The sequence below is a fragment of the Nocardioides yefusunii genome, assembly GCF_004014875.1.
GTDB lineage: Bacteria > Actinomycetota > Actinomycetes > Propionibacteriales > Nocardioidaceae > Nocardioides > Nocardioides yefusunii.
On the sequence record NZ_CP034929.1, the window covers coordinates 3,209,839 to 3,230,845 of the forward strand.

At 70.0% G+C, this 21,007-nt stretch carries 20 protein-coding genes; 9 read left to right on the forward strand and 11 right to left on the reverse strand.

Going from position 1 to position 21,007, the window contains the following annotated elements:
- The first annotated feature begins 2 nt into the window (after positions 1-2).
- From EOV43_RS14745 to EOV43_RS14755, 3 genes are all read left to right on the forward strand, one after another.
- Positions 3-986, forward strand: coding sequence for an NAD(P)H-quinone oxidoreductase (locus EOV43_RS14745; protein ID WP_128221959.1), 984 nt, complete (start codon positions 3-5; stop codon positions 984-986).
- A 113-nt stretch (positions 987-1,099) separates the two neighbouring features.
- Positions 1,100-1,747, forward strand: coding sequence for a bacterial proteasome activator family protein (locus tag EOV43_RS14750; RefSeq protein WP_128221960.1), 648 nt, complete (start codon positions 1,100-1,102; stop codon positions 1,745-1,747).
- A gap of 37 nt (positions 1,748-1,784) precedes the next feature.
- Complete coding sequence (locus EOV43_RS14755) at positions 1,785-2,273, forward strand: hypothetical protein (RefSeq protein WP_128221961.1); 489 nt, start codon at positions 1,785-1,787, stop codon at positions 2,271-2,273.
- 23 nt (positions 2,274-2,296) lie between these two features.
- On the opposite strand, the gene EOV43_RS14760 is transcribed toward EOV43_RS14755, so the two are convergent.
- The 4 genes from EOV43_RS14760 to serS are packed head-to-tail and all read right to left on the reverse strand — an operon-like array spanning position 2,297 to position 6,029.
- The gene (locus EOV43_RS14760; RefSeq protein WP_128221962.1) at positions 2,297-2,974 is read right to left on the reverse strand and encodes a hypothetical protein; all 678 of its coding nucleotides are present in this window, start codon (positions 2,972-2,974) and stop codon (positions 2,297-2,299) included.
- Positions 2,975-3,020: 46 nt separating this feature from the next.
- Positions 3,021-3,857: a Cof-type HAD-IIB family hydrolase gene (locus EOV43_RS14765; RefSeq protein ID WP_128221963.1), complete on the reverse strand. Its 837-nt coding sequence runs from the start codon at positions 3,855-3,857 to the stop codon at positions 3,021-3,023.
- Entirely contained in the window at positions 3,857-4,741 is an 885-nt protein-coding gene (locus EOV43_RS14770; RefSeq protein ID WP_164878737.1) for an HAD family hydrolase, read from the reverse strand. Before EOV43_RS14770 ends, EOV43_RS14765 begins: the two co-directional genes overlap by 1 nt.
- Before the next feature lie 4 nt (positions 4,742-4,745).
- Entirely contained in the window at positions 4,746-6,029 is a 1,284-nt protein-coding gene (serS, locus tag EOV43_RS14775; protein WP_128221965.1) for a serine--tRNA ligase, read from the reverse strand.
- A 34-nt stretch (positions 6,030-6,063) separates the two neighbouring features.
- Between serS and EOV43_RS14780 the strand changes: the two genes are divergently transcribed.
- Together EOV43_RS14780 and EOV43_RS14785 are read left to right on the forward strand one after the other, a co-directional pair.
- Complete coding sequence (locus EOV43_RS14780; protein WP_239022145.1) at positions 6,064-7,641, forward strand: bifunctional phosphatase PAP2/diacylglycerol kinase family protein; 1,578 nt, start codon at positions 6,064-6,066, stop codon at positions 7,639-7,641.
- 113 nt (positions 7,642-7,754) lie between these two features.
- Entirely contained in the window at positions 7,755-8,660 is a 906-nt protein-coding gene (locus tag EOV43_RS14785) for a hypothetical protein (RefSeq protein WP_128221966.1), read from the forward strand.
- A 72-nt stretch (positions 8,661-8,732) separates the two neighbouring features.
- Here EOV43_RS14785 and EOV43_RS14790 read toward each other — a convergent pair whose 3' ends face one another.
- Positions 8,733-9,131 carry a DUF4446 family protein gene (locus EOV43_RS14790; protein WP_239022146.1) on the reverse strand — a complete coding sequence of 133 codons (399 nt, stop codon included), beginning with the start codon at positions 9,129-9,131 and terminating at the stop codon, positions 8,733-8,735.
- A 140-nt stretch (positions 9,132-9,271) separates the two neighbouring features.
- On the opposite strand from EOV43_RS14790, the gene EOV43_RS14795 reads away from it, so the two are divergent.
- The 4 genes from EOV43_RS14795 (at position 9,272) to EOV43_RS14810 (ending at position 12,852) form a co-directional block, all read left to right on the forward strand.
- A complete protein-coding gene (locus tag EOV43_RS14795) occupies positions 9,272-10,132 on the forward strand; it encodes a prephenate dehydratase (RefSeq protein WP_128221967.1) in 861 nt (286 codons plus the stop codon).
- 211 nt (positions 10,133-10,343) lie between these two features.
- On the forward strand, positions 10,344-10,859 hold the full coding sequence (locus EOV43_RS14800; protein WP_128221968.1) for a thioesterase family protein: 516 nt from the start codon (positions 10,344-10,346) through the stop codon (positions 10,857-10,859).
- Complete coding sequence (locus tag EOV43_RS14805) at positions 10,856-11,968, forward strand: NAD(P)-dependent alcohol dehydrogenase (RefSeq protein ID WP_206611348.1); 1,113 nt, start codon at positions 10,856-10,858, stop codon at positions 11,966-11,968. The genes EOV43_RS14800 and EOV43_RS14805 overlap by 4 nt, the downstream gene beginning before the upstream one ends.
- A 71-nt stretch (positions 11,969-12,039) precedes the next feature.
- On the forward strand, positions 12,040-12,852 hold the full coding sequence (locus tag EOV43_RS14810) for a class I SAM-dependent methyltransferase (RefSeq protein WP_128221970.1): 813 nt from the start codon (positions 12,040-12,042) through the stop codon (positions 12,850-12,852).
- A gap of 146 nt (positions 12,853-12,998) precedes the next feature.
- On the opposite strand, the gene EOV43_RS14815 is transcribed toward EOV43_RS14810, so the two are convergent.
- The 6 genes from EOV43_RS14815 to EOV43_RS14840 all read right to left on the reverse strand — a co-directional run bounded on the left by EOV43_RS14815 (position 12,999) and on the right by EOV43_RS14840 (position 20,901).
- Positions 12,999-15,119: a methyl-accepting chemotaxis protein gene (locus EOV43_RS14815; RefSeq protein WP_128221971.1), complete on the reverse strand. Its 2,121-nt coding sequence runs from the start codon at positions 15,117-15,119 to the stop codon at positions 12,999-13,001.
- A 212-nt stretch (positions 15,120-15,331) separates the two neighbouring features.
- Entirely contained in the window at positions 15,332-16,303 is a 972-nt protein-coding gene (locus EOV43_RS14820) for an oligopeptide/dipeptide ABC transporter ATP-binding protein (RefSeq protein ID WP_128221972.1), read from the reverse strand.
- A complete protein-coding gene (locus tag EOV43_RS14825) occupies positions 16,300-17,364 on the reverse strand; it encodes an ABC transporter ATP-binding protein (protein ID WP_128221973.1) in 1,065 nt (354 codons plus the stop codon). Before EOV43_RS14825 ends, EOV43_RS14820 begins: the two co-directional genes overlap by 4 nt.
- Positions 17,364-18,278 carry an ABC transporter permease gene (locus EOV43_RS14830; protein WP_128221974.1) on the reverse strand — a complete coding sequence of 305 codons (915 nt, stop codon included), beginning with the start codon at positions 18,276-18,278 and terminating at the stop codon, positions 17,364-17,366. Before EOV43_RS14830 ends, EOV43_RS14825 begins: the two co-directional genes overlap by 1 nt.
- Positions 18,275-19,357 (reverse strand): ABC transporter permease, encoded by a 1,083-nt coding sequence (locus EOV43_RS14835; RefSeq protein WP_128221975.1) that lies wholly within the window; start codon positions 19,355-19,357, stop codon positions 18,275-18,277. Before EOV43_RS14835 ends, EOV43_RS14830 begins: the two co-directional genes overlap by 4 nt.
- Entirely contained in the window at positions 19,354-20,901 is a 1,548-nt protein-coding gene (locus tag EOV43_RS14840) for an ABC transporter substrate-binding protein (RefSeq protein WP_164878738.1), read from the reverse strand. The genes EOV43_RS14835 and EOV43_RS14840 overlap by 4 nt, the downstream gene beginning before the upstream one ends.
- Positions 20,902-21,007: the final 106 nt, after the last annotated feature.

Consider the following 21,007-nt stretch of genomic DNA (forward strand, 5'->3'; position numbering starts at 1 on the left):
GCATGCGCGCAGTTCACGTCACCGCTCCCGGAGGCCCTGAGGTCCTCACCGTCATCGAGGTCGCCGACCCCACGCCCGGACCGGGCGAGGTGCTGGTCGACGTCGTCGCGACGGCCGTCAACAAGGCCGACACCCTGCAGCGCAAGGGCTTCTACCCCGCGCCGCCCGGCGCCTCGGAGATCCTCGGCCTGGAGTGCTCGGGCCGCGTGGCCGCACTCGGCGAGGGCGTCGAGGGCTGGGAGGTCGGCGACGAGGTCTGTGCGCTGCTCGCCGGCGGCGGGTACGCGGAGAAGGTCGTCGTCCCGGCCGGACAGCTGATGCCGGTGCCTGAGGGCATCGACCTGGTCAGCGCCGCTGCTCTGCCCGAGGTCGCCACGACGGTGTGGTCCAACGTCTTCATGACCGCCGCGATGGAGCCGGGCGACTCGTTCCTGGTCCACGGCGGCGCAGGCGGCATCGGCACGTTCGCGATCCAGATCGCCAGCGCCCTGGGCTGCCGCGTCTTCACCACCGCCGGTTCGCGGGAGAAGCTCGACGTCTGCACGGGTCTGGGTGCCGACGTCGCGATCAACTACCGCGAGGAGGACTTCGCCGAGGTGATCGCCGAAGCCACCGACGGTCGCGGCGTCGACGTCGTCCTCGACAACATGGGCGCCAAGTACCTGGACCGCAACCTCGACGCCCTCGCGTTCGACGGTCGTCTGGTCGTGATCGGCATGCAGGGAGGCGTGAAGGCGGAGCTCAACATCGCCAAACTGCTCAACAAGCGCGCCCACGTCATCGCGACGTCGCTCCGTGGTCGTCCCGAGGACCAGAAGGCGCAGATCTGCGCCGAGGTCGTCGACTTCGTCTGGCCGCTGGTCGCCGACGGTCGGATCGAGCCGATCATCCACGAGGTGCTGACCCTCGACGAGGTCGCTCGCGCCCACGAGATCGTCGACGCCTCGACGCACGTCGGCAAGGTCGTCATCAAGGTCGCCGACTGACCCGCCGCCCCGCGAACCCCACCGGTTTGGGTCGTCGAAACGCAGTTTTCGCGACCCAAACCGGTGGGGTTCGACGCCTCCGCAGGAGGCAACCCAGGCCCTAGGGTGGAGGGATGAGCGAGCAGGACGGTCAGAGCGAGGTCCACGAGATCGAGGTCGAGGTGCCGGAGGGTCACGGCGTCGTCATCGGGCCCGACGGAGGCGCACTCGGCACGGTCCCGGCCAGCGTCGTCGAACACGCCCAGGAGCAGCAGAAGGCCGACGAGAAGGCCGAGCGGGCGCTCACCGACCTCGTCGAACAGCCCGCCAAGGTGATGCGGATCGGCTCGATGGTGCGCCAGCTCCTCGAGGAGGTGAAGGCGGCTCCGCTCGACGAGGCGTCGCGTGCTCGCCTGCGCGACATCCACCAGGCCTCGATCAAGGAGCTCGAGACCGGTCTCGCTCCCGAACTGATCGAGGAACTCGAACGCATCGCACTGCCGTTCAGCAACGACGCGACCCCGTCGGAGGGTGAACTCCGGATCGCCCAGGCCCAGTTGGTCGGGTGGTTGGAGGGCCTCTTCCACGGCATCCAGACCGCGATCTACGCCCAGCAGATGGCCACGCAAGCCCAGATGGAGCAGCTGCGGCGCGCGCTGCCGGGGATGGCCGCGCCCGGCGACCACTTCGGACACCCCGGCGCCCAGCACGGCCAGGGCGGTCAGGGCGGTCAGGGCCCGAACCAGCCCGACGACGACGGTGGCGGCGGCCTGTACCTCTGAGGCGAACGTGTCGGAGTCGAGCCCTAGCCTCAACCCCATGCAGCCGATCGATCCCGACGCCCCGTTCCGTCCCTCCGACCTCGCGGCGGCCTACGAGGACGCCCGACGCCACCGTCAGCCCGTGTACTCGCGCCCCGACCCCAGCACGGCCTGGGGCGAACACGTGCTGGACGCGTTCGCGCAGCTGCAGCCGCAGGTCGACGCCGGACTGCAGTGGCTGGCCACCGACCTCACCACCCGGATCGCCCGCGAGATGAGCCCGTTCGCCTCACTGCTGGAGACGACGCGTGCCGTCGCCGACCTCTACCAGGACCACCGGGCGCAGCTCGACGACGCCGAGGTCGAGTACAAGGAGTCGCTGCGCGCGCTCCTGGACGAGGCCCTCGCCATGCACTTCGTGCCGATCAGCCCGTTCGACGAGCCCGACGAGATCCGCGTCCCGGTCGAGATCTCGTGGCGTCAGATCGAGGAGATCTCCGGCGTCACGCAGGGTCAGGCCAAGCCGTTTCCGCCCGGCCTGTGGTGAACCGCCGCTGACGAGTCCCGGGGTCAGTGCTTCTGGACGCGGCTGACGACGGCCAGACCGAGCAGCGCCAACAGCACCACGGCGGCGCCGGGGGCGGCGAGTCGTGCGAAGTCCTGCGGGGCCTTGGTCGCGAGCTGGGTCCGCTCGACCTCGTCGAGGGGCACTGCGAGGCGCTCGCCGACACCGAGCTTGGTCTGGACCTTCTCCATCGTCGCGGCGTCCGCGACCCTGCTTCCGTTGCACCGGTCAGCGCGGCCGTCGGCGTCGATCAGGAGCAACAGCTTCTGGTCGCTGGCACCGGACCAGTACGCCTCCTTTCCGGCCCGGGCGACGACGCTGAGGCGCGGATCGGTGACGGTGCCCTTGTAGAGCCGGCTCGCGACCACCTCGAGCCTCTCGTCGACCGGCTGTGCAGCGGCCTTCGCACCCGCCCTCGGCTCGCCCTTCGGGGTCGCGGACGGAGAGGCAGAGGGGGCAGCGGTCGGGGAGGCGGACGGCTCCGCCGCGGGCTCCGCTGTCAGGGTCGCGACGACGACGGTCGTGGCTGCCTTCAAGGACTCGTTCAGTGAGTCGGCCGTGCAGGACGACGCCGGGGCGGCGACAGCAGGCGCGGCCAGCGTCAGGCCGATCCCGGCGGTCGCGGCCAGCACCACAGCAGACGCTGCGGCGCGGAACGTCGTCGGTCGAGTCGAGTGCAGCATGTCGGTGAGCCTAACGCCGGAACGGTGGTCGACCCGGGAGGACGGGTCAGAGATCGAAGATCGCGGCCAGGGCCTCCGCGACCCCGTCCTCGTCGTGGTGGCCGCAGCGGAAGCGGGCCCGGTCGACGACGGAAGCGTGGGCGTTGGCCATCGCGTACGACGCGCCGGCCCACTCCAGGAGCTGGAGGTCGTTGGGCATGTCGCCGAAGGCGACCACTTCACTGCGGTCGATGCCGAGCTCGTCGCACAGCATCTGCAGCGTCGAGGCCTTCGTGACGCCGTGTCCGCTCATCTCCACCAGCGTCCCCAGCGAGGACCACGTGGTGGTGACGCGGTCGCCGACGTGCTTCTCCACGGTGTTCCAGAAGTCCTCCGGCCCGAGCTCCTCGTGCCGGGCCAGGAGCTTCACGACGTCGTCGTCGACGATGTCCTCGAAGACGCGGCACGACTGCGACGGGTCGGCGTTGCGGTGCATCCGGGTCATGAACGCGGACTCGCGGGAGAACCCGGTGGTCTTCTCCACCGCGAACGTGGTGCCGGGGATCTCGGTGCGCAGCACGTCACCGATCTCCAGCAGCACCTCGCGCGGGATCACCCGCTGGGAGCGGACCGTGTGGGTGGGGACGTCGAAGACGATGCCGCCGTTGGAGAGGATCGCCAGGCCGTGCCCACCGACCGACTCCCACAGCGACTCCATCCACCGGATCGGACGGCCGGTGGTGAAGACCACCGGAACGCCCAGGTCGTCCAGTGCCGCGAGCACCTCACGGGTGCGTCCCGAGACCTCGCCGTTGGCGTCCAGCAGCGTTCCGTCCAGGTCGGTGGCGACCAGACGGGGGCGCTGCGCAGGGACGTCGACGGGAGAGGTCTCGGACACGGTCATCAGCCCTCGCCGAACCAGCGGGCCAACTCGACGGCGACGCCGTCGTCGAGCACGGATGCGGTGACGTCGTCGGCGACGACCTTGACCTCGTCGATCGACTGGCCCATCGCGACACCGCGACCGGCCCAGGTGAGCATCTCGCGGTCGTTGCGGCCGTCACCGATGGCGAGGACGTCCGCAGCGGTGAGGCCGAGGGCGTCGACGACGTGCTGGAGTCCGGAGGCCTTGTTGATGCCGGCCGGGGCGATGTCCATCCACGCCGACCAGCCCACGACGTACTCGGTGGAGTCGAGGCCGAGACGCTGGGCGAGCTCGACGAACTCGTCCGCGGTGGCCTCGGGGTCACGGATCACGACGCGGTTCACCGGCTGGCCGATGATCTCGTCGACGGGGGTGACCACCTGGACGCCGGAGAGTTCACCCTCGGGGAACTCCCGGTTGACCAGGTAGCCGCCGATCGCGCGTTCCTCGGCCGCGACCCGGGCGTTGGGGTGTGCGGCGAGCACGGCCCGGACCGCGGGAGCGGCGTCGAACGTCTCCTCGTGGACGACCTCCTGCGGCGGGTAGCGGAAGAGGATCGACCCGTTCGCGGCGACCACCCAGAGGCGGTCGTCGACGTCGGGGGTCGGGTCCTCGGGGCTGCCCTCCAGCGGGAGGTCGAGGAGGTCGGCGATGGTGGTCATGCCGTGCGGGGAACGACCCGAGGCGAGCACGATGTGCGCACCCGCGGCACGGGCACGGTGGATCGCGTCGTAGACAACCGGTCGGATCGTCTCGTAGTCCTCGGTCTGGCCGTCCACCCACGCCAGCAGCGTGCCGTCGATGTCGAGCGCGACGACCTTCGGCTGCCACCCGGGCTGGCCCGGCAGCGGGCCAGCCGCCACGCCGTCACCCAAGGGGGTTCACCGGGGTCAGGACCTCGCGGCCGAGCCACTTCTGCAGTGCCTTCGGGACGCGGACCGAGCCGTCGGGCTGCTGGTGCGTCTCGAGGACGGCGACGATGGCGCGGGTGATCGCGGTCAGGGTGCCGTTGAGGGTGGCGACCGGAGTGGTCGAGCCGTCCTCGTCGCGGGTGCGGACGTCGAGGCGACGCGACTGGAAGTCGGTGCAGTTGGACGTCGAGGTGAGCTCGCGGTACTTGCCCTGGGTGGGGATCCACGCCTCGAGGTCGAACTTGCGGTGCGCGGAGGCACCGAGGTCGCCGGCCGCGATGGAGACGACCTGGTAGGCCACCTCCAGCTTGTCCATGAAGTCGCGCTCCCAGCGCAGCAGGCGGGCGTGCTCGGCCTCGGCCTGGTCGAGCGTCGTGTAGACGAACATCTCGACCTTGTCGAACCAGTGCACGCGGATGATGCCCTTGGTGTCCTTGCCGTGCGAGCCGGCCTCCTTGCGGAAGCAGGGGCTGAACGCGGCGTAACGGCGCGGCAGCGTCTCGGGGGGCAGGATCTCGCCGGAGTGGTAGGCGGCCATGGCGACCTCGGAGGTGCCGACCAGGTAGAGGTCCTCGCCCTCGATCCGGTAGACGTCGTCGGCAGCCTGGCCCAGGAAGCCGGTGCCCTCCATCGCCTCGGGCTTGACCAGCGACGGGGCGATCACCTGGGTGAAGCCGTTCTCGCGGGCCAGCTCCATCGCCATGTTGACCAGGGCGAACTCGAGCTCGGCGCCGACGCCGGTGAGGAAGTAGAAGCGCGAACCCGACACCTTGGCGCCGCGGTCGAGGTCGATCGCGCCGAGGATCTTGCCAAGCTCGATGTGGTCGCGGGGCTCGAATCCCTCGGCCGCGAAGTCACGCGGGGTGCCGACGTACTCGAGCACGACGGAGTCGTCCTCGCCGCCCTCGGGGACGTCGGGGTGAGTCATGTTGGGGAAGCTCTTGAGCAGGGAGACCCACTCGACCTCGGCGGCCTTCTGGGCGTCGTCGGCGACCTTGACGTCGGCAGCCAGGGTCTTGGTGCGAGCCAGCAGCTCGACCTTCTCCTCCGGGGACGCCTTCGGGATCAGCTTGCCGAGCTGCTTCTGCTCCGCGCGCTTCTCCTCGAAGACGGCAATCGCGTCGCGTCGGGCGGTGTCGGCGGCCAGTGCCTGGTCGACGATCGCGTCTGATGCACCGCGCTTCGCAAGGGAGGCACGGACAGCGTCGGGGTTCTCGCGGAGCAGACGTGGATCGATCATGTGTCAAGGCTAGCCGTTGGGCATACTCAAACGCGTGCTGGACCGATCACGGAAGACCTCACTCACCCTCGCTGGCGGCTGCCTCGCGGTGTTCGTCGTGCTGACCGTCCTCGTGCTGACCGACCCCGGTTTCGTGCAGTGGATCGACGAACTCGGCCGTGACGCCGCCCGCTGGGCCAACGGCATCGGCTGGTTGCACGACGTCCTGCTGGTCATCGAGGACGTCTTCGGCACGCTCGGCATGACGATCATGACGGTGATCGTGGCCGGTGTGCTGCTGGTCAAGAAACACTCCAGAGCCGCGCTGGTGACGGTGGTGGTGATGGCCGGCACCGCGGTGTTGACCAGTGGTCTGAAGGTGTTGCTCAACCGTGACCGCCCCGACTGGCAGGAGCTCGTCGGGCTGCACCAGACGATGTCGTTCCCCTCGGGCCACGCGACGTCGACGGCCGCGTTCTGCGCGATCCTGGCGACGTTCACGTTGACGTTCGTCCGACGCCGCACGATGCGACGTCTGGCCGTCACCGGACTGGTCCTGGTGTGGCTGGTGGTGGTCGCCGACCGGGTCCTGCTGGGTCGCCACTACCCCACCGACGTCCTGGCCGGAGGCTTCCTCGGACTGGCGGTGCTGTTCGTCTCGCTCAACTGGCTCGACCCGCGCCCCCGCACGATCGCGGAGAGCCGGAGCGAACCCGAACGCCACCAGGTGCACCACGAACAGAAGGTCGCGGTGGTGCTCAACCCGATCAAGGTCGAGGACGTCGGCGCGTTCCGCCACCTCGTCTCCGAGATGGCCAAGGACTCCGGCTACGCCGAACCGTCCTGGCACTACACGACCGTCGAGGACCCCGGCGTCGGCATGGCGAAGGCCGCGCTGGCCGACGGTGTCGACCTGGTGCTCGTCTGCGGCGGCGACGGCACCGTCCGTGAGGTCTGCGCGACCCTGGCCGGCACCGGCGTCCCCGTCGGGATCATCCCGGCCGGCACCGGCAACCTGCTGGCCCGCAACCTCTCGGTCCCGCTCTACATCCGGTCCGCGATCGACGTCGGCCTCAACGGCACCGACAAGCCGATCGACCTCGTCGCCGTCGAGGGTGACGGCGTGCCCAGCGGTCACTTCATGGTGATGGCCGGGATGGGTTTCGACGCCGCGATCATGGACGGCGTCAACGACGAACTGAAGAAGCGGATCGGGTACGCCGCCTACTTCGCCTCCGGCATGAAGTCGCTGATGTTCCCGGCCGTGAAGGTCGAGATCTCCGTCGACGACGCCCCCTTCACCACCCACCGCGCCCGCACCGTCGTGGTCGGCAACGTCGGCTACCTGCAGGCCGGGATGCCGCTGCTGCCCGACGCTGCGATCGACGACGGTCTGCTCGACGTCGTGATCCTGCACCCCAAGCACATCGGCTCCTGGGTGCCGCTGGCGATGCGCGTGCTGAGCAAGTCCCAGCGCACCGACACCACCATCGACCGCCTCACCGGCGCGAAGGTCGTCATCCGGGCCGAGAAGCCCACTCCGCGTCAACTCGACGGCGACACCGTCGGCGAGGGTCGCGAGCTGACGATGGAGTGCCTTCCGGGCCGGGTCACCGTCCGCGTCCCGCGCTGATCCGGAGGCGCGCCCCGGGACGGGAACTGGTCTGCACCGCGCACGCGGTCGCCGACGGCCGAGGCCCACGCTCGTTACTGTCGGCGGACTCGTTCCCTGCCCGGAGGCCCCTCGTGCCCGTCTCTCGTTCGACCCGTCCAGCCGTGGCCTCCGTGGCCGGCCTCCTTGCGATCTCCCTCGGTGCGGCGCTGCCGGCCTCGGCGATCGACTCCCACCCCGGCCCCGGCGTGGGGGCGTCGTGGACGATCACCCCGCAGGGCATCGAGCTGACGCCTGCGGGCCCGAGGACCGCGAGGATCGAGTACCGCACCGTCCTGGCCGGCGGTGCGACGGCCGGCTGGAACACGTACGCCGGCCCGTTGAAGCCTCACGCCCACGACGTCCCCGGTCACCAGGAGTTCCGCGCCCTGGACGGTGAGGGTCGGGCCACCGAGCCCGCCCAGGTGCCGGGCGAGCAGCAGGTCTCGTTCGGCGTCGCGATCGGGCGCGCCGTCCACGGCCGGCCGATGCAGGTGACGGTGCGGGCGCAGCGCCCGTTCGTCGGTCCCTGGATCCCGATGACGGGCGTGGTCCGGGTCGGCGGGAAGACCTACCGCACCGAGTTGGTCCGCGGCGTCGGGTCGGTGAAGGTTCCGACGACGAAGGCCGGACGGGTGGCGGTGACCGCCCACGTCGAGGACGACCACGTCGTCACCTACAGCCTCGTGCAGACGTACCGTCCGCTCGTGGCGAAGGCAACCACCACGACGACGGCGTCGGTGTCGAAGGGCCGCACCGTGAAGGTCCGCGTGGCCGCATCGGGCACGGTCCATCTGGGCGGCAAGGCTCGGGTCGTGGTGAAGCGTGAAGGCCGAACGGTCGCGAGGCTCCATGCCCGCGTCTCCGCACGCGGCATCGCGACCGTGACGCTGCCGCACCAGGTGCGCGCGGGCTCGGGCCCGGTGACGGTGAAGGCGCGCTACCTGGGAACGGCGAACCTCAAGCCGTCGACGTCGAGGGCGCTCCGGGTCCGCCGCTGAACCGCAGACCCCACCGGTTTGAGTCGTTAAACAGACGTTTCGACGACCCGAACCGGTGGGGTCTGGCGCATGTCAGGGGCGCGCGCGCCCGATCGCCTCTTCCTCCTCGGGCGCGAGCTGCGCCTCGGAGGTCCAGTCGGTGACGGTCTTGGCGTAGGTGCGGGAGTCGCTGCGACCGTGGATCGACGTCATCACGACGCCCGAGCCGGAGTCGTCGAGCAGCGCGACCGACCACGACAGGTGCCCGCCCATGTCGCCGAACGCGTCGTAGCGGACCACCGCGACGTTGCGCAGGGTCCCGGTGGTCGCTGCACGCAGCGCGGCGACCTCCTGACGCAGACCGATGACGTCCTCGGGAACGGCGTCGGGGATCACCACCGGCGTCATCTCCGCGGCGCGCTTGAGCGCGAGCGCAGCAACAGCGAGAGAGGCGACGGCCACGAGCAGGGAGAACACCACGACGATCCACACGAGCGTGAGCCTAGTTCTCCGGCTCGGCCTCCGGACGGTCCCACGCGGAGGACCACCCTGCTGACGTGCCGCCACCGTCCGAGCGGGCCGCGTGCGGAGGTCGTGCTCCTGCCACAGTGACGGCGTGGGACAGTTGAGGCGTGAGCGAGACGACCAACCGCAAGAAGCGCATCTCCTACCAGGGTGAGCCGGGCTCCAACTCCCACATCCTGTGCGCACGTGAGTTTCCGGACTTCGAGCCGGTGCCGTGCGCGTCGTTCGAGGAGGCCTTTGCCGCGGTCGAGGGTGGCGACTGCGACCTCGCGATGATCCCCACCGACAACTCCCTCGCCGGTCGCGTCGCCGACATCCACCACTTCTTGCCGCGTTCGCCGCTGCACATCATCGGTGAGCACTTCCTGCGGATCCGGTTCCACCTGGTCGCGTTGCCCGGTGCGACGGAGGAGTCGATCACGAGCGTCCACTCCCACGTCCACGCCCTGGGTCAGTGCCGCAAGGTGATCGCCGAGCTCGGTCTGACGCCCGTCATCGCCGGTGACACCGCCGGTGCGGCCCGCGAGATCTCCGAGTCGGGCGACACCACGCAGGCGGCCCTCGCGCCGCCGCTGGCCGCCGAGATCTACGGTCTCGACGTGCTCCGTGAGGACGTCGAGGACGAGGAGCACAACACCACCCGTTTCGTCGTCCTGAGCCGCGACTTCGTGCGCGCGCCCGTCGGCGAGGGCCCGGTCGTGACGTCGTTCGTCTTCAACGTCCGCAACATCCCCTCCGCGCTCTACAAGGCGCTCGGCGGTTTCGCGACCAACGGCATCAACATGACGAAGCTGGAGTCGTACATGGTGGGCGGCGAGTTCGCGGCCACCCAGTTCCTCTGCGAGGTCGACGGCCACCCCGACGACCCGGCCCTGTCGCGTGCGCTGGAGGAACTGGAGTTCTTCACCACCGACGTCCGCGTCCTGGGTGTCTTCCCAGCGTCGTCGGACCGCGTCCGCAACAGCTGACCTTCGTTCCCTCGCGGGACGCCGCCCCCGCTTCGCTCCCGGACGTCATAAGAATCGGGTCTCCTGACCCGGGATTCTTATGACGTCCGCAGGAGCCTGCGCCGGGACGTCATAAGAATCGAGGCCTCTGGCCCACGATCCTGATGACGTCCCGCGTTCGGTTTTGCGGACACGTCCCACGCCTCACCCCAGATCTGGGCACACTGCCGGGATGAACCTCTACGGACGCCTGCTCAAGCTGCTGGTCATGCTCAACCTGCGTCCGAAGGTCTCCTTCTTCGACCGCACCGAGATGACGTTCCGGGTCTGGCCCACCGACCTCGACACCGCCGGGCACGTCAACAACGCCAAGTACGTCGCGATGCTCGACCTCGGCCGGATCGACCTGTGGTTCCGCTCCGGTTTCTGGCAGAAGATCTCCACCGACGGCGGGTTCGCGGTGGTCTCGTCGCAGTCGATCCGCTACCGCCGTTCGCTCAAGGCGTTCGAGAAGTTCACCCTCACCTCGCAGGTGATCGGCTGGGACGACAAGGCGTTCTACTACCTCCACGACTTCCTCGTCGACGGCGAGCTCTCCGCCCGTGCAGTGGTGCAGTCGCGTGCGGTGCGCCGCGGCAAGGGCGTCCCGATCGAGGAGACGTTGGCGGTCCTGGGCGACGACGTCCCCGAGCTCGAACTCCCCGAGTGGGTCAAGGAATGGGCCGGCACCGTGCGGGTGGGGCTGTGAAGCGGGTCCGCGCCGCCGTCGTCCCCGAGCGGGGCGCGCCGTTCGAGTTCGTCGACCTCCTCCTCGACGACCCCCGTCCGGACGAAGTGCGGGTCCGGATCGTCGCCGCAGGCCTGTGCCACACCGACCTCGGCGTGCAGGCCGGGCATCTCCCGACGCTGTTCCCCGTCGTCCTGGGGCACGAGGGCGCCGGCGTCGTCGAGGCCGTCGGCGACGCGGTGAGGACGGTCGGCGTCGGGGACCGGGTGGCGTTGTCGTTCTCCTCCTGCGGACGCTGCCCGCACTGCCTCACCGGACGTCGCTCGTACTGCGTTCGCACACCGCAGCAGAACCTCGGCGGGACGCGGTCCGACGGTTCCACCCGCCTCAGCACCCTCGACGGCACGCCGGTGAACGGCTCGTTCTTCGGGCAGTCGTCGTTCGCGACGCACTGCCTGGTCAGCGAGTACGACGTCGTGAAACTGCCCGACGACGCCCCACTGACGCTCGCCGGACCGTTGGGCTGCGGCGTGCAGACCGGCGTCGGAACGGTCCTGAACTCACTCGCGGTACCGGCCGGCGCGAGCGTCCTGGTCACCGGCGCCGGCGCAGTCGGACTCTCGGCGGTGATGGGCGCAGTGCTCGCTGGGGCGACGACGATCATCGCCGTCGACGTCGTCGAAGAACGTCTCGCTCTGGCGCGCGAACTCGGGGCGACCCACACGTTCAACTCATCGGAGGTCGACCTGGTCCGTGAGGTCCGACGTCTCACCGGCGGCGGCACGTCGTACGCGGTCGACACCACCGGCGTCCCGGCGGTCGTGGAGCAGGTGCTGCGCGCGACCGTCTTCGGCGGATCGGTGGCGTTGGTGGGCGTCTCGAAGCCCGGCGCCAGCATCGACCTGGGGCTGGTCTCCGCCTCCGGCCGCACCGTCGTCGGGGCGATCGAGGGCGACTCCGTACCGCAGACGTTCGTGCCGCAGATGCTCGCCCTGCACGCCGCGGGACAACTACCGGTGGAGAAACTGGTCCGCACCTACCCCTTCGACGAGCTCGCCACCGCCGTCGCCGACACCACGTCAGGCCGGTCCGTGAAGGCGGTCCTCCTCTTCGAGGCGGCAGATTTCTGATTCCTTCCCCACGGATACCAGCATCCGGCGCCGTGACGTGAGCGCCGTCACTCGAGGGGACAATCTGTCCCATGAGCGAACGCGAGCAGGGCTATCTCCACGGCCATCACCCCACCGTGCTCGCCTCCCACGGCGCCCGCACCGCCGCGAACTCCGCCGCCTACCTGCTGCCCCACCTCACGCCCGGCACCACACTGCTGGACGTCGGGTTCGGTCCGGGAACCATCACCGCAGACCTGGCCGAGCTCGTCGCGCCGGGGCGAGTGGCGGGCGTCGAGCAGGCCCAAGGTGCCCTCGACGCTGCACAGGCAGTGCTGGACGAGCGTGGCATCACCACCGTCGAACTCCGCGTCGGGGACGCCTACGCCCTGCCGTTCGCCGACGGTGAGTTCGACGTCGTGCACTGCCACCAGGTGCTGCAGCACGTCGGCGACCCGGTCGCGGTCCTGGCCGAGATGAACCGCGTCGCGAAGAAGGTGGTCGCGGCTCGCGAGGCCGACTACGCCGCGATGCACTGGTACCCCGAGAACCCCGGCATGACGGCGTGGCTGAAGGTCTACCAGGAGACCGCCCGTGCGCTCGGCGGCGAACCCGACGCCGGACGCCACCTGCGGGCGTGGGCCCGCGCCGCCCGCCTGCACCGCGCCGGACGCCTGGAGGTCACCACCTCGACCTGGACCTACGCCGACGACGACGCCACCTCCTGGTGGGGCAACTCCCAGGCCGATCGGGTGACCTACTCAGAGTGGCACGACCGGATCCTGGCGACGGGACGCAGCGAGGTCCAGGTCGAAGCGATCGCCGAGGGTTGGCGCTCCTGGGGAGCGCACCCGGACGCCTACTTCACGATGGTCCACGGCGAACTGATGCTCATCAAGGACTGAGTCGACCCCACCTGCTGTCTGCCGCACCGGTGCACCCCCAACTCCGCAGGCAGTTCGACCCCGGCCCTCTCCGCATGCGCGTGAGAGGGCCGGGGTCGTTCGTGAACTGCCTGCGGGGATGCGGTCGAACGAGGGACGCGACCGGCTCAGACCCGGAAACTGTTCACGAGGTCGCCGAGCTCCTCGACCGAACCCGCGAGGCTGGCCACGGCCTGCACCGAGCCTTCGAGGGCGATCTTGGTGCCCTGCATCCGGGACTCGACCCCGTCGACGGTCTCGGCGATGTCCCCGGTGCCGCGGGCGGCGGAGGAGACGCTGCGGGCCATCTCGTTGGTGGTGGCGGTCTGCTGCTCGACGGCGGCGGCGATGGCCGCCTGGTAGTCGTTGACGCGGCCGATGGTCTCGGCGATCCCGGCCACTGCGGTGCTGGCGCCACGGGTGTCGGCGCGGATCGCTGCAACCCGGTCGGTGACCTCCTGGGTGGCCACGGCGGTCTGGCGGGCAAGTTCCTTGACCTCGGATGCGACGACGGCGAAGCCCTTGCCGGACTCCCCGGCGCGCGCCGCCTCGATGGTGGCGTTGAGGGCGAGCAAGTTGGTCTGCGCGGCAATGGTGGCGATCACGTCGACCATCTCCGCGATCCGGGCCGTGGACTCCTCCAGGGTCGCGACCACCCGGTCGACGTCGCCGGCCAGGTGCACGCCGTCGCGGGCGACGCTCGCGGCTTCGTGCGCGCTGGACGCGATCTCTCGGATCGAGGCGGTCATCTCCTCCGACGCGACGCTGAGCAGTGCGACGTTGTCGTTGACCTCGGTGGTGAGACCGGCCGCGCGGACGGCGAGCTCGGCGGTCTCCTCGGCACTCGCGTTGGTCTGCTCGCCGCCGGCGGCGAGGCGGTGGGCAGCGTCCTCGACCTGCCCCGCCTGCGCGGTGATCCGGGTGAGAACCTCACGCAGACCGACGACGGCGTCGTTGACCGAACGTCCCATCTGCCCCACTTCGTCCTGCCCGAGGTCGGGGACCGCGACAGTCAGGTCGCGCTGGGCGAGGGAGGCGACGGCGTCGTTGACGAGGGCGACGCGACGCGAGATCCGCAGGGCGATCCACCACGCGACACCGGCGCTGACCAGCGACATCAGCACGCCGAGCACCCCGAGCGTCCACGCCACCTGGGCACGGCCGTTGGCGAGGGCCTCGACCTCGAAGTCGGGGCCGTACTCCTGCACGACGACGGCCCACTCCTGCTCGGGGTAGAACGCACTGTGGATGACGCTGTCGTCCGCGGGGGCGTCGCCGACACCGGCGAGCGTCACCTCGAGGCGTCCGTGCTCGCCCTCGTCGAGCGCTGCCGTCTCGTCGAGGAGGCCGTCGACCCACGCCGCTCCGCGTCCGAACGGCTGCCCGATCAGGTCGGGGTTGCGCGAAGCAATGACCCGGCCTCGGTCGGTGGACGCGGTGCTCACGATCGCGGCGTTGCCGTGCTCGCCCGCGGTGAGGTCGGCCAGGGTCTCCTGGAGCGCCGTGGTGACGTCGGCTTCGGGGACTCCGGTGAAGACGGCGCCCGTCACGCGGCCACGGCTGTCCTTGATCGGGTCGTAGGCGGTGATGCTCCAGGCGTCGATGACCTGTGCGGACCCGCGGTAGGACTCGCCGTCCAGCAGTGCGCTGACCACGGGGTTGGGCTTGCCGTCGGCACCGACGGCAGGGATGTAGGTGCCGATCGCGCGCTTGCCGTCGTTCTCGACGGAGGTCGCGACGCGGAGCATGTCGCCGTCGTCGTTGATCCGCTGGAACACGGTCACCCACGAGCCGACCGCCCCGGCCGCGACGTCGACGAGCGGCGTGCGGGTCTTCGTGTCGGCGTTCTGGCCGAGCCAGGTGTCGCCGACGTTCATCCGCGGCAGCGTGACGGTGCGCTTCTCGCCGCTCTCCTGGTCGACGGCCGTCCAACGCACGGTACGGGTGGGGTCGAGCGAGAACCCGCCCTGCTGCGCGGCGATCAGGGAGAGGAAGCGCATGTTGTCGTCCTGTCGATCACGCACGGAGGATCCGACCGACGTGGTGACGCGCTCGATGCCCTCGACGACGTGCTGGAGGTCGGCCTCCACGAGCTCTTCGACCCTGACGCTGGCGTCAGCGGTGAACTGGCCGGTCTGCCAGGCGCCCACGGTGGCCAGTACGGCGGCGGTACCGATGACGCTTCCGGTGCCGAGGGCGGCGAGTTTGTGCCGGAGCTGGGCGGAGCTTGCGAGGGTGACGATGCGCATGGCGAGCAGCTTTCGAAGGAGTGGGTGAAAACCGAACCTTCAAAGACCCTCGGCAACAAAACGGCCTCAACCACCGATTCTGCTGGTGCTTTTATATCTTTTTCATAACCACGCGATTGGAAGTTATCTGATGTGGGTATAGATGCGCCAGCACTTCGCACCCCCATTTGGGGGTGCGAAGTGCTGGGTGTCTCCAGGAGGTTTCGGCCCGCTCAGGCGTGATGGCAGCGAACCGTCACCGCATCCACCTGACGCGGCTCCGGAGGCGTCGTGTCGCAGAGCTCGGTCCGCAACGGGCAGCGCGTCGCGAACCGACAGCCGGTGAACCGCTGCGTCGGCGAGGGCGGGTCACCCTGGGCCACGACGCGTTCACGGACGTCGCGCAGAGCGGGGTCGTCGACCGGGATCGCGTCGGTGAGCATCCGCGTGTAGGGATGCTTCGGTGCGGTCAACACCTCACCGGCAGGCCCCTCCTCGACGAGCGCCCCCAGGTACATGACCCCGATCCGGTCCGCGACCGAACTGACCACCGCGAGGTCGTGGGCGATCAGCAGGTACCCGAACCCGTGCACGGTCTGGAGGTCGCCGAGCAGGTTGAGGACCTGCGCCTGGACCGAGACGTCGAGCGAGGCGACGGGTTCGTCGAGCACCAGCAGCTGCGGCTCCAGGGAGAGCGCCCGTGCGATCACGACGCGCTGACGTTGACCGCCGGAGAGCTCGTGCGGGTAACGCGAGGCGAACTGCGGGTCGAGCCCCACGTCGGCGAGCAGGCGGTCCAGGACCCCGGCGCCACCGTCGGCGCCTGCCCGGCCCTGGATCCGCAACGGCTCCAGGACGGCGTCGGCCACCGTCATCCGCGGCGACAAGGCCGAGGAGGCGTCCTGGAAGACCAACTGGGTGTGGCCGCGTCGTCCGCGCAACGCCTTCGCACCCAGCGCGGTGACGTCCTCGCCCGACCACGCGACCGCACCTTCGTCGGGGGCGACCAGCATCGACGCGACGCGGGCCAGGGTCGACTTGCCGCAGCCCGACTCCCCCACCAGTGCGTACGTCTCGCCGGGGGCGACCCGCAGGCTGACGTCGTCGAGTGCAGTCAGGACGGTGCGTCCGCCCGGGCCCTTGACCTTGTAGCGCTTGGACGCCGACGTGACGTCCAGGACGCTCCCGGCAGTGGGCGTGCTCATGCCTGTCCCCCTTCGGTGGTGGGTGCGGCTCCGGGGAAGAAGCAGCGCGCCTTTCCGGCACCGGCCTCGACCAGCGGGGGCGCGGTGGCGCACTGCTCGGTGGCACGGGGACAGCGCGGCGCGAACGCACACCCGGCGGGCCACTGACCCACCAGCGGCGGCCGTCCGGGCATGGCGTTCAGCCGGGTCCGGTCGGCCACCAGGCGAGGACGCGACGCGAGCAGTCCCTGGGTGTAGGGGTGCTGGGGGTCGTGGAAGACCGCCTCGACGGGGCCCTCCTCGACCACCTGGCCGGCGTACATGACCGCGACCCGGTCGGCGACCTCGGCGACGACGCCGAGGTCGTGGGTGATGACGAGGGCAGCGCGACCCTGCTCCCGGGTGGCCTGGCGCACGACGCCCAGCACCTGCGCCTGGACGGTGACGTCGAGTGCGGTGGTGGGTTCGTCGGCGACCAGCAGCGGCGGGTCGTTGGCCAGCGCGGTCGCGATCGCGATCCGCTGACGCAGACCGCCGGAGAGCTCGTGCGGGTAGGCCCGCAGGCGCTGCTCGGGAGCGGGGATGCCGACGGCCCGGAACAGTTCGACGACCCGGTCGCGGTGCTGACGCAGGGACCCGCCCTTCCGTCCGGGCTGGTGCAGTGCGAGCGCTTCTGCGACCTGGTCCCCCACCCGCATCAGCGGGTTGAGGGAGCTCAGCGGGTCCTGGAAGACGGTGCCGACCAGGCCACCACGGACCCGACGCATGGTCGCGTCGTCGGCACCGACGAGCTCGACACCGGCAGCCTTCACCGATCCCGACGCGACGCGGACGCCCCGTCCGGCCAGGCCGAGGGCCGACATCGTGGAGACGGTCTTGCCGGAACCGGACTCTCCCACGAGGCCGAGCACCTCCCCGCGCGGAACGGTCAGGGACAGACCGCGGACCAACGTCAGTGGGTCGTTCTCCGACCCTGCGACGACGTGCAGGTCGGTGACCTCCAGGGCCGGCGCGTCGAGCGACCAGCCGGGCAGGTCCCGCACCGAGGTGGCGCGGTCGGACTTCGTGCTCAGGAGACCCATCAGGCACCCCTCTCGTCGACGGACCCGGTTCCCCAGACGCGGCGCAACGCCGTGCCCAGGACGTTGGTGGCGACCACGGTCACCACCAGCAGGACACCGGGCCACAGGCTGATCCACCAGGCCGTCTCGAGGAAGCCGCGTCCGTCGGACAGCAGGCTTCCCCACGACGCCTGGGGCGGACGGACGCCGAGACCGAGGAACGACAGCGCGCCCTCGATGATCACCAGCGTGCCGACCGTGAACGACCACACCACCAGGTTGGCGGGCAGCACCTGGGGCAGCACGTGGGTGCGGACCAGGTAGAGGTTGGACGCTCCGGCGCCGCGGGCTGCGGCGACGTAGTCCTCGCTGCGGACCCGCATCGCGACGGTGCGGGTCACCTTGGTGGGCAGCACCCAGCCGCCCAGGACGAGCAGGCCGGTCAGGACCCACACGTCGGAGCCGACGACGGCGACGGTGGCCAGGCAGATCACCAGGAACGGGAACGCGACCCACACGTCGGACAGGCCCGTGACGAGCTTGTCGACCCAGCCGCCGAGGAAGCCGGCGGCGAGGCCCAGCAGCATCCCGACGACGACGGCGCCGGTGGCCGCCAGGAACGCGATCTGCAACGAGACCTGGCCGCCCTCGAGGGTGCGGTGCAGGAGGTCGCGACCGAAGTTGTCGGTGCCCAGGGGGCGTCCGTCGATCGCGCCGTCGGACCAGAACGGGCCCGTGAGGCGGTCGCCGAGAGCCTGCTGGCCCCGGGCGGGGTCCATGAGACGCGGGCCGACGAAGCAGGCCAGCGCGACGAACAGCAGGACGCCGGCCGACCCGCCGAGCATCCAGCGCGCCTTGCGGTCGGTGCGACGTCGGCGCGGCGTACCGGTGGCTGCGGTGTCGGCCGCAGCAGTGACGGTGACGGGGGTGCTCATGCGCCCTCCCTCGTGGTGCGGGGGTCGAGACGCGTCATCAGGAGTTCACCGACGACGTTGACGACCACGACGAGCATGCCGATGACGAAGACGCAGGCCTGGACCAGCGGGTAGTCACGGGCGAAGACGGAGTCGACCAGGAGCTTGCCGATGCCGTTGTAGGAGAAGAGGACCTCCACCACCACGGCACCCGAGAGCAGGTAGGAGATCTCGACGACGAGCATCGCGGCGACGGGCGGGAACGCGTTGGGCAGAGCGTGACGCCACAGCACCCGTCGTCGGGAGGCGCCCTTGGCGAGCGCGGTGCGCAGGTGGTCGGAGTCGACACCGGCCTCGAGTTCGGCGCACAGCATCCGCGCGATCCGGGCGATCGTGAACGCCGCCAAGGTGAGCGTCGGAAGGATGACGGTGTCGAACGACCCTGAACCGAAGGCGGGCAGGACGCCGGCCTTCACCGCGAACCACCAGACCAGCAGGACGCCCAGGACGAACGGCGGAACCGCCTGGAAGAGCGTGATCACGATGTCGAGCAGCACCTTCACCGGGCGCGGTCCGCGCGCCAGGGTGACGCCGGCCGGGATGCCGCACACCAGGGCGAGGACGACGGTGGTGACGGTCAGCAGCACCGTGGCCGGGAGCTTCTCCAGCACCAGGTCCATGGCGTCGAGCTGGGAGAAGATCGAGACGCCGAAGTCGAGACGGACGACGTCACCGAGGAACGCGACGTACTGCTGCAGCAGCGGCGCGTCGAGACCGAGTTGGACGCGGATCGCCTCGAGCTGTTCGGCGCTGGCGCTGGTTCCGGCGAGCACCGCGGCGGGGTCGCCGGAGAGCCGCACCAGGAAGAACAGCAACGTGAGCAGGCCCAGGACGGTCAGCAGGAGTCGGACGACGGTGCCGGCCAGGCGTCGGGCGCGGTAAGCGAACGCACCGTCGGTGAAGCCGTCGACGAGACGTCGACGCGGAACAGCCGGGGTGGAGCGGGTGGGGTCGGAGGGGGGCGGGGGGTCGAGGGGGTAACGCACCGTGCCGCCGTCCGCCGGAGCGGACGACGGCACGGTGCCGAGCGGATCGGTCACTCGGTGACGACCAGCTTCTCGAAGCGAACCAGGCTGTCGCCGCCGAGCGGCAGGTCACCCAGGTCCTTGCCCGCGGTGTAGACGTTCTCGGGCCAGGCCAGGAACAGGACGTCAGCGTTCTCGTTGAGCGTCTCGGCCATGTCCTCGATCAGGTCCTCGCGCTTGTCGGCGTCCATCTCCTTGCCCTGGGCCACGAAGAGCTTCTGGTACTCGGCGTTGTCGATGTGCTCCTGCGCCTTGCCGCCCTGGGGTCCGAGGCGGACGACGGAGGAGATGTCGCGCAGGTCGAAGTAGTCGGTCTGCCAGTAGAGCAGCGGGTACTTCGACTTCTGCAGGAGCGTTCCGACGAAGGCGGAGAACTCCTCGATCACGACCTCCGACTTGAAGCCGACGGCGTTGAGGTAGCCGGCGACGGCCTCGGCCTGGCTCTTGAACAGCGGGGCGGTGGCGATCGGGAGCTCGAGGCCCTCGACACCGGCCTCCTTGATCAGCTTCTTGGCCTCCTCGGGGTCGTAGTCGTACGACTCGAGGTCCTCGTCGAAGCCGATGTAGCCCTCCTGCAGCAGCTGCGAACCGTTGGGCTTGCCGAAGCCACCCAGTGCGGCGTCGACGAACTCCTCGCGGTTGATCGCGAGGTTGATGGCCTTGCGGACGCGGACGTCGGCGAGCTTGGGCTCGGCGTCGGCGACGAGGGAGTTGATCGCTGCGGAACCGGCCGAACGGGTGGTGTTCTCGAAGCCGGCGCCCTCGAGCTGGATCGCCATGTCGGATGGGAGGCCGAAGGCGATGTCGATGGCGTCGGTCTTGAGGGCGCTGACCAGGGTGGCCGGGTCGGCGATCTGCTTGAGGGTGACGGTCTTGACGTTCTCGGTGGCACGCCACGAGGCGTCGAAGCGGTCGAGGGTGATCGAGTCGGCCGGCTTGTACTCGGTGAGCTGGAACGGGCCGGTGCCCGACGGCTCCTCGGCGGCCTTGTCGAAGGAGGCCGGGTCGATGATGTCGAACAGCGTGAGGCGGTTCAGCAGGATCGGGTCGGGGTCCTTGGTGGTGATGACGATCGTGGTGTCGTCCTTGACCTCGACGCCCTCGATGGAGGCGAGACGTCCGGCCATCGTGCCGAACTGGGGGTCGCCGGAGGTGACGCGCTCGACGTTCTTCTTCACCGCGTCACCGGTGAAGGCGCCGCCGGCGTGGAAGGTGACGCCCTCGCGCAGCTTGAACTCGATCGACGTGTCGTCGATGCGGTTCCACTCGGTGGCGAGGCCGGGCTCGAGGTTGCCGTCGGCGTCGAAGGTGAGCAGGGTGTCGAAGACCTGCTTGGAGTAGGAGCGACCTGACGACGAGAGCACGGCGTGCGGGTCGAGGGTGTTGGTGATGGCGCTGGAACCGAAGACGACGGTGGCGTCCTTGGTGGCCTTGCCGCTGGCGTCGTCGCCGCTGCTGCTGCCGCATGCGGTGAGCGCGAGGGAGGCGACGGCCAGACCGGCGATCGCGGTCGTGACACGACGGCGGGATCCACCGGAGGTGGGCCTGGAGAAGAGCATGCGAAAGGTCCCCTGTTTCGCTCGGGCACGACGCATCCTCACGTCGCGCGCTGTGAACGAATTCTTACTGTGACTCAGGCCACTTGGGCGGCATTGACGCGCCGAA

Coding starts and splice junctions, on each gene's coding strand:
- EOV43_RS14745 (WP_128221959.1), top strand. CDS start 3: ATGCGCGCAGTTCACGTCACCGCTCCCGGAGGCCCTGAGGTCCTCACC.
- EOV43_RS14750 (WP_128221960.1), top strand. CDS start 1,100: ATGAGCGAGCAGGACGGTCAGAGCGAGGTCCACGAGATCGAGGTCGAG.
- EOV43_RS14755 (WP_128221961.1), top strand. CDS start 1,785: ATGCAGCCGATCGATCCCGACGCCCCGTTCCGTCCCTCCGACCTCGCG.
- EOV43_RS14760 (WP_128221962.1), bottom strand. CDS start 2,974: ATGCTGCACTCGACTCGACCGACGACGTTCCGCGCCGCAGCGTCTGCT.
- EOV43_RS14765 (WP_128221963.1), bottom strand. CDS start 3,857: ATGACCGTGTCCGAGACCTCTCCCGTCGACGTCCCTGCGCAGCGCCCC.
- serS (WP_128221965.1), bottom strand. CDS start 6,029: ATGATCGATCCACGTCTGCTCCGCGAGAACCCCGACGCTGTCCGTGCC.
- EOV43_RS14800 (WP_128221968.1), top strand. CDS start 10,344: ATGAACCTCTACGGACGCCTGCTCAAGCTGCTGGTCATGCTCAACCTG.
- EOV43_RS14810 (WP_128221970.1), top strand. CDS start 12,040: ATGAGCGAACGCGAGCAGGGCTATCTCCACGGCCATCACCCCACCGTG.
- EOV43_RS14815 (WP_128221971.1), bottom strand. CDS start 15,119: ATGCGCATCGTCACCCTCGCAAGCTCCGCCCAGCTCCGGCACAAACTC.
- EOV43_RS14820 (WP_128221972.1), bottom strand. CDS start 16,303: ATGAGCACGCCCACTGCCGGGAGCGTCCTGGACGTCACGTCGGCGTCC.
- EOV43_RS14825 (WP_128221973.1), bottom strand. CDS start 17,364: ATGGGTCTCCTGAGCACGAAGTCCGACCGCGCCACCTCGGTGCGGGAC.
- EOV43_RS14830 (WP_128221974.1), bottom strand. CDS start 18,278: ATGAGCACCCCCGTCACCGTCACTGCTGCGGCCGACACCGCAGCCACC.
- EOV43_RS14840 (WP_164878738.1), bottom strand. CDS start 20,901: ATGCTCTTCTCCAGGCCCACCTCCGGTGGATCCCGCCGTCGTGTCACG.